This window comes from Ornithinimicrobium sp. (assembly GCF_030537745.1).
Taxonomy (GTDB): Bacteria; Actinomycetota; Actinomycetes; order Actinomycetales; family Dermatophilaceae; genus Ornithinicoccus.
The window spans coordinates 1-5,017 of record NZ_JAUNVI010000108.1; the positions used below are offsets into that span (position 1 = coordinate 1).

Below are 5,017 nucleotides of genomic sequence, written 5' to 3' on the forward strand. Positions count from 1 at the left end.
CGCTGGCAGGACATCGCCCGCATGGCTCGGCACGGTCGACTGCTGGTCATCTAGCGGACGAGGAAGCCTCGACTGCTTGAGCCGCTGACCATCTCCACGCTGAAGTTGCCCTGAACGGTGGCATAAGGACGAAACCGTTTCCGTGGCCCGGGCAGCGCCAACAGCAGCGGCGTTGCCACCCGGGCGCGCTCGTCGGTGCCGTCCACCAGCAGCGCCACGTCCAGCACGCCCTTGCTCACGGAGCGGAACACCCGGGCCTTCACCTTGAAGGTCAGCACCGACAGAGCGGGGTGCGTGCCGTCCTGCGAAACTAACCGTGCGGTGCGGGGGCGGGCCCGGGCGACTTCGGCACCGCCGCGCTGGGCGAGTTGCAGCACCATCGGCCGAAGTTCTTTGTCCTCGATACCACCCTGGACTTCCAACGAGAGCCGTAGATCTCCTCGTCTCCGCCACCGAGACGTCACGAGGGCCGCGCTCGCGAGCGGTCGGTCCAGCCCAGCCCGAGCCAGAGCGAGCAGGCCAGCTTCATCCTGTTTGCGCACTAGGCGCGAGCGGCTGCGGAAGGGCTCTTGGAGGGTATCCTCCATCTCACGCGTGATGTAGTTGTCGATGTAGTCTGCGTGCGCCTCAAGGAAGGCTTGACGACGCGGCTGCGGCATCCTCAGCAGACGCCTGGATTCGTAAAACTTCAAGCACTTGCGGCGGTAGAGGTCAAGAATGATGCGCTCAGCCCTGGCTGGATCGGGGTCGTTTTCCCGGACCTTTCGGCTGATCTCCGCGATCGACCAGGTATAACCAGCCGGCACGAAAGGCTGGCTGCTGATGTTCTGTCCGTCGTCCCGCGAGACCAGGTGGTAGAAGTCATAGCCCCCGACGATGGAGACCCGCCGAGCTTTCAGATAGGCGTCGGCGAGAAAGATGCCGTCCTCCAGCCTGACCTTCTCCTCGGGAAAGCGCAGGTCGTGTTCCAAGAGAAACCGGCGCCGGAAGAGTTTTTGTGGAGTCAGGCTGAGGAACGCCTCCTCCAGGTCCGCGTCCACCTGGTCACGGCCATACATTCCCCGGACCCAGCGGCCACCCTTGCCGACCATCTTGGGAAGAAGAACGTCAGTCTCATGCAGATCGGCGAACTCGACCATCCGCCGGAGTGCCTCCGCTCCCAACTCGTCGTCCGCGTCGGCGAAGAAGACGTAGCGACCGCGCGCCAAGTCTAGGCCGCGGTTGCGAGGAAAGCCGGGCCAGCCGCTGTTGGCCTGGTGCACGATACGGAACTGAGGGTGGCGCTCGGCAAATCCATCCATCAGCGCCGGGCCCTCGTCTGTCGAGCCGTCGTCGACGACCACGATCTCGTAGCGCTCGGGACTCATGTCTTGGTCCACCAGCGAGCGCAGCAGGGTGGACAGATAGGGCATCGCATTGTAGACCGGCACAATGACCGAGACGTCGATGTCGTCGGCTTCGATGCTCTTCGCAGGATCGGGCGATCGGGTATCCGTCATGGTCGGTGCACCCGCCACGTGGCCCTAAAATGGGGCCGCACGGGGTTAACCGTTCTAGGCTTCACGACTGACCACCGATTCTGGCAAAGGGATATATGTTGACCATCGCTCACCAGAGTAGGCGCTTTGCACGACGTGCACTCCGTCGCCTGCGCGGGAGAGGCCCAGAGCGGCCCCGAGCCGTCATGTCCGCAGGTCTCACCACGGCGCGGTGGGGGTCATTGGGGGAGCTCCATCTGACAGGGGTCGTCCACGGTGGCCGGCCGGGACAGCAGTTGGTGGGTGAGTTGCGGGACCGAGGAAGGTCCTCGATCCGATGTTTTCCGCTCCAGCGGGGTGCCATCACCTCCGATGGGACACAGATCAACGGAGTGATGCCTGCGCAGCTCCTGCAGGACCTGCCTCCCGGCCGTCACGACATCTCCATCGCACTGGTAGCTGGAGGACGCAGAGCGCTGCTGCGACTGAGCGCCGGCCCCGAAGTCAGCCTCCCGGCGGTCTGGGGCGGTCTTCGCGTCTACGTCACCTCGGCTGGCAACATCAGCCTGCACCGCGAACGCCCAGTTCCCCCCCAGCCCTCGCTACCGACGTTCAGTGTCGATGCCCGCACCGTTCCTGAGGACCTGGCTCTCCTCACCACCGACCTGCGTTCCCGGTTATCCGAGAGGCGAGCATTGGGCGCCTGCGATCTAACCTACTCCTTCCCGCGGGAGGACAGCCTCCGCTTCGACGCACTCTTCCCCGGCATCGAGGCCAGCGTGCTCATCGTGCGCACGCCTTCGTGCTGGACGGTCTCGGTCTTCGGCCGCGACCCGATGACGGAGCGATTCCTACGCAACGTCCTGGTCAATCGTGCTCGAATGAGCGCCGTCTGCATGATGCAGATGCACCTCTTGGAAGAAATTGACCGGAGCGTGGCCACCTCCGCAGTCAGCGTCCGGGTCGTCGAGGTGCTGGTGAACCTCCTCGACCGCTTCCGCCTCTTCCTCGACGCCGGGGACCGACCCCAGGACCATGGCCTGGTGCCGGCGAGCTGGTGGGACGTCAAGCCAAACTTCGGCGACGTGCTGGGGCCGATGCTCATCGAGTCACTCGCCGGTAGGCCAGCGATCAACGTCCGCGCGTTCCCCTCCCAGGATCCCGGCCTCTTCACCGTGGGATCGACCATCGGGCACCTGCAGAGGCCCGGCTCGCGCATCTGGGGCTCTGGCCTCATCGGGCCGCCGTCGGGCAACAAACTCGCCGCGCTCGCGGCACGCAGGCCACGCAGCGTCCACGCGGTGCGGGGGGTCCGGACCGGGGAGTTCCTTCGTGACCACCTCGGCTGGGAGGTCCCCGAGGTCTACGGTGATCCGGCGTTGCTGCTGCCGCGCTACTACCAGCCGCGTCCAGCGCCTGCGACCGAGGGAAAGATCGCCATCATCCCGCACTACATGCACACGCGCGTCCTCCCGGCCGACCTCCCGGATGACGTCGCCGTCATCGACGTGCGCCAGGGTCCGGAGGTCGTCATCGACCAGATCGTGGCCGCCCGCGCCTGCGTCTCCTCTTCTCTGCACGGCTTGGTGATCGCACAGGCGTGGCAGATTCCGTGGGTCTGGCTAAGGGTGGGCGACGTCGAACTGCGTGGAGACCGCTTCAAGTTCGAGGACTTCTACACCGTGCTCGATGCGGACGAGGTGCAGACCGTTGACGTGACGACGGCCGCCCTGGCAAAGCAGGACTGGTCGGCAGCGGCGCGCCGCGCTCGAGTCCCCCGGTCCGACTTCGATGCGGACGCCCTAGTCTCCGCCTTTCCCGGGGCGTGACTGAGTCGCCGTCGGCGACGGTAGGGACGCCTGCATGCATAATGCCACTGTCCGTGCGTTGAGTATCCCGGCTGGAGGCCAGACACCTTGCGAGTCATCACTTACGGCACCTTCGACCTGTTCCACGAGGGGCACCGCCGGTTGCTCGAGCGGGCCCGGGCCCTGGGTGACTACCTCATCGTGGGCGTGACGACGGAGAACTATGACGCGGCCCGCGGCAAGCTGAACGTCCAGCAGAGCCTGATGAGGCGGCTCAAGAATGTGCAGGACAGCGGCCTCGCGGACAAGGTCATCATCGAGGAGTACGAGGGTCAGAAGGTCGAGGACATCCAGAAGCACAAGGCGGACATCTTTGCCATCGGCTCTGACTGGCTCGGCAAGTTCGACTACCTGCGCGACTACTGCGACGTGGTCTACCTCGACCGCACCAAGGGCGTCTCCAGCACTGAACTCCGCAATGAGGCGGGGGTGATCCGCCTTGGCGTGATCGGCTCCGGACGGATCGCCCACCGTTTCGTGGCGGAGGCCCGCTTCGTCAGCGGCATCGACGTCGAGGGTGTGTTCTCTCGCACCTCCGCCTCGAGGGAGGCGTTCGCGCAGGAGCATGAGCTCAACACCGTCTACGGCTCGGTCGAGGAGATGCTGGCCTCCGTGGACGCTGTCTACATCGCCACGCCGCACGAAACCCACGCGGAGTATGCGGCCAAGGCCATCGACGCCGGGGCTCACGTGCTGTGCGAAAAACCGATGACGCTCACCCGAGCCGACACCGCCACGCTGTTCGAGCGGGCCGAGGAGCGCGAGGTCGTGCTGCTGGAAGCGATCAAGACCGCCTTCGCCCCAGGCTTTCTGCGCATGGTGGCAGTCGCGCGCAGCGGGTCCATCGGGCAGATCCGGTCGGTAGATGCCACCTTCACCAAGCTCGTCGACGAAGGCCGTGAGCTGCAGGGCGAGGCCGGTGGCAGCATCTCCGAGCTGGCCAGCTATCCCCTGCTCGCGATCATCCGGCTCCTGGGCCAAGACGTCACTGGGGTCAGAGCGAGCTCCTTGCGCCCACAGGGATCGCAGGTCGAGGTCTTCAGCCGCATCGACATCGACTTTCCCCATGCCACGGCATCGGCCCGCACCGGTCTGGGCGTCAAGGCAGAGGGCGACCTCGTCGTCGCCGGCTCTCGTGGCTACCTCTACGTCCCCGCCCCGTGGTGGAAGACCGAATACTTCGAGGCACGGTTCGAAGACAGCAGGGAGAACAAGAAGTACTACTACAAGTTCGACGGCGACGGCCTGCGTTATGAGCTCGCAGAATTTGCGTGGATGATCCGCAACGCGAGCCGCGAGTCGTTCAAGCTCCGCCGCGGCGATTCGCTGGTGATCGCGGACATCATTGAGCAGGCGCGCAGCGACGCTCGCGTCTTCGGTTGAGACGGGGCGCGATGACCACCGAAGGGCAAGCCAGGCCCTCGGCCTCATCCGTGAAGGAACGGACTCGCCGTTTCGCGAACGTTGCGGAGGTCGCTGAACTGCAGCTGCGCCGGTTCGTCCGTCGCGAGCTGGACGCAGCCCGGAGGTCCGAGCACCCGCTCCGGCGCAAGGCGTACGTCCTCACGCGCCAGATTGGCCGCCGGACCACCAACACGCTCACTGGATGGCAGCTTGGATGGATGGCCACCCTCTGGGGCGCCCGATGGCTCGACGACACCCTCTTCGAGA

At 65.5% G+C, this 5,017-nt stretch carries 4 protein-coding genes; 3 read left to right on the top strand and 1 reads right to left on the bottom strand.

The features are described from left to right. Window positions 1-50 precede the first annotated feature (50 nt). Window positions 51-1,499: a glycosyltransferase gene (locus Q4P07_RS13950; RefSeq protein WP_303375522.1), complete on the bottom strand. Its 1,449-nt coding sequence runs from the start codon at window positions 1,497-1,499 to the stop codon at window positions 51-53. Between the two features lie 374 nt (window positions 1,500-1,873). Between Q4P07_RS13950 and Q4P07_RS13955 the strand changes: the two genes are divergently transcribed. The 3 genes from Q4P07_RS13955 to Q4P07_RS13965 form a co-directional block, all read left to right on the top strand. Beyond that, a complete protein-coding gene (locus Q4P07_RS13955) occupies window positions 1,874-3,307 on the top strand; it encodes a polysaccharide pyruvyl transferase family protein (protein WP_303375523.1) in 1,434 nt (477 codons plus the stop codon). Window positions 3,308-3,394: 87 nt separating this feature from the next. Further along, window positions 3,395-4,729, top strand: coding sequence for a Gfo/Idh/MocA family oxidoreductase (locus tag Q4P07_RS13960; RefSeq protein ID WP_303375524.1), 1,335 nt, complete (start codon window positions 3,395-3,397; stop codon window positions 4,727-4,729). Between the two features lie 50 nt (window positions 4,730-4,779). Continuing rightward, the coding region (locus Q4P07_RS13965; RefSeq protein WP_303375525.1) for a hypothetical protein at window positions 4,780-5,017 on the top strand (238 nt) is incomplete at its 3' end.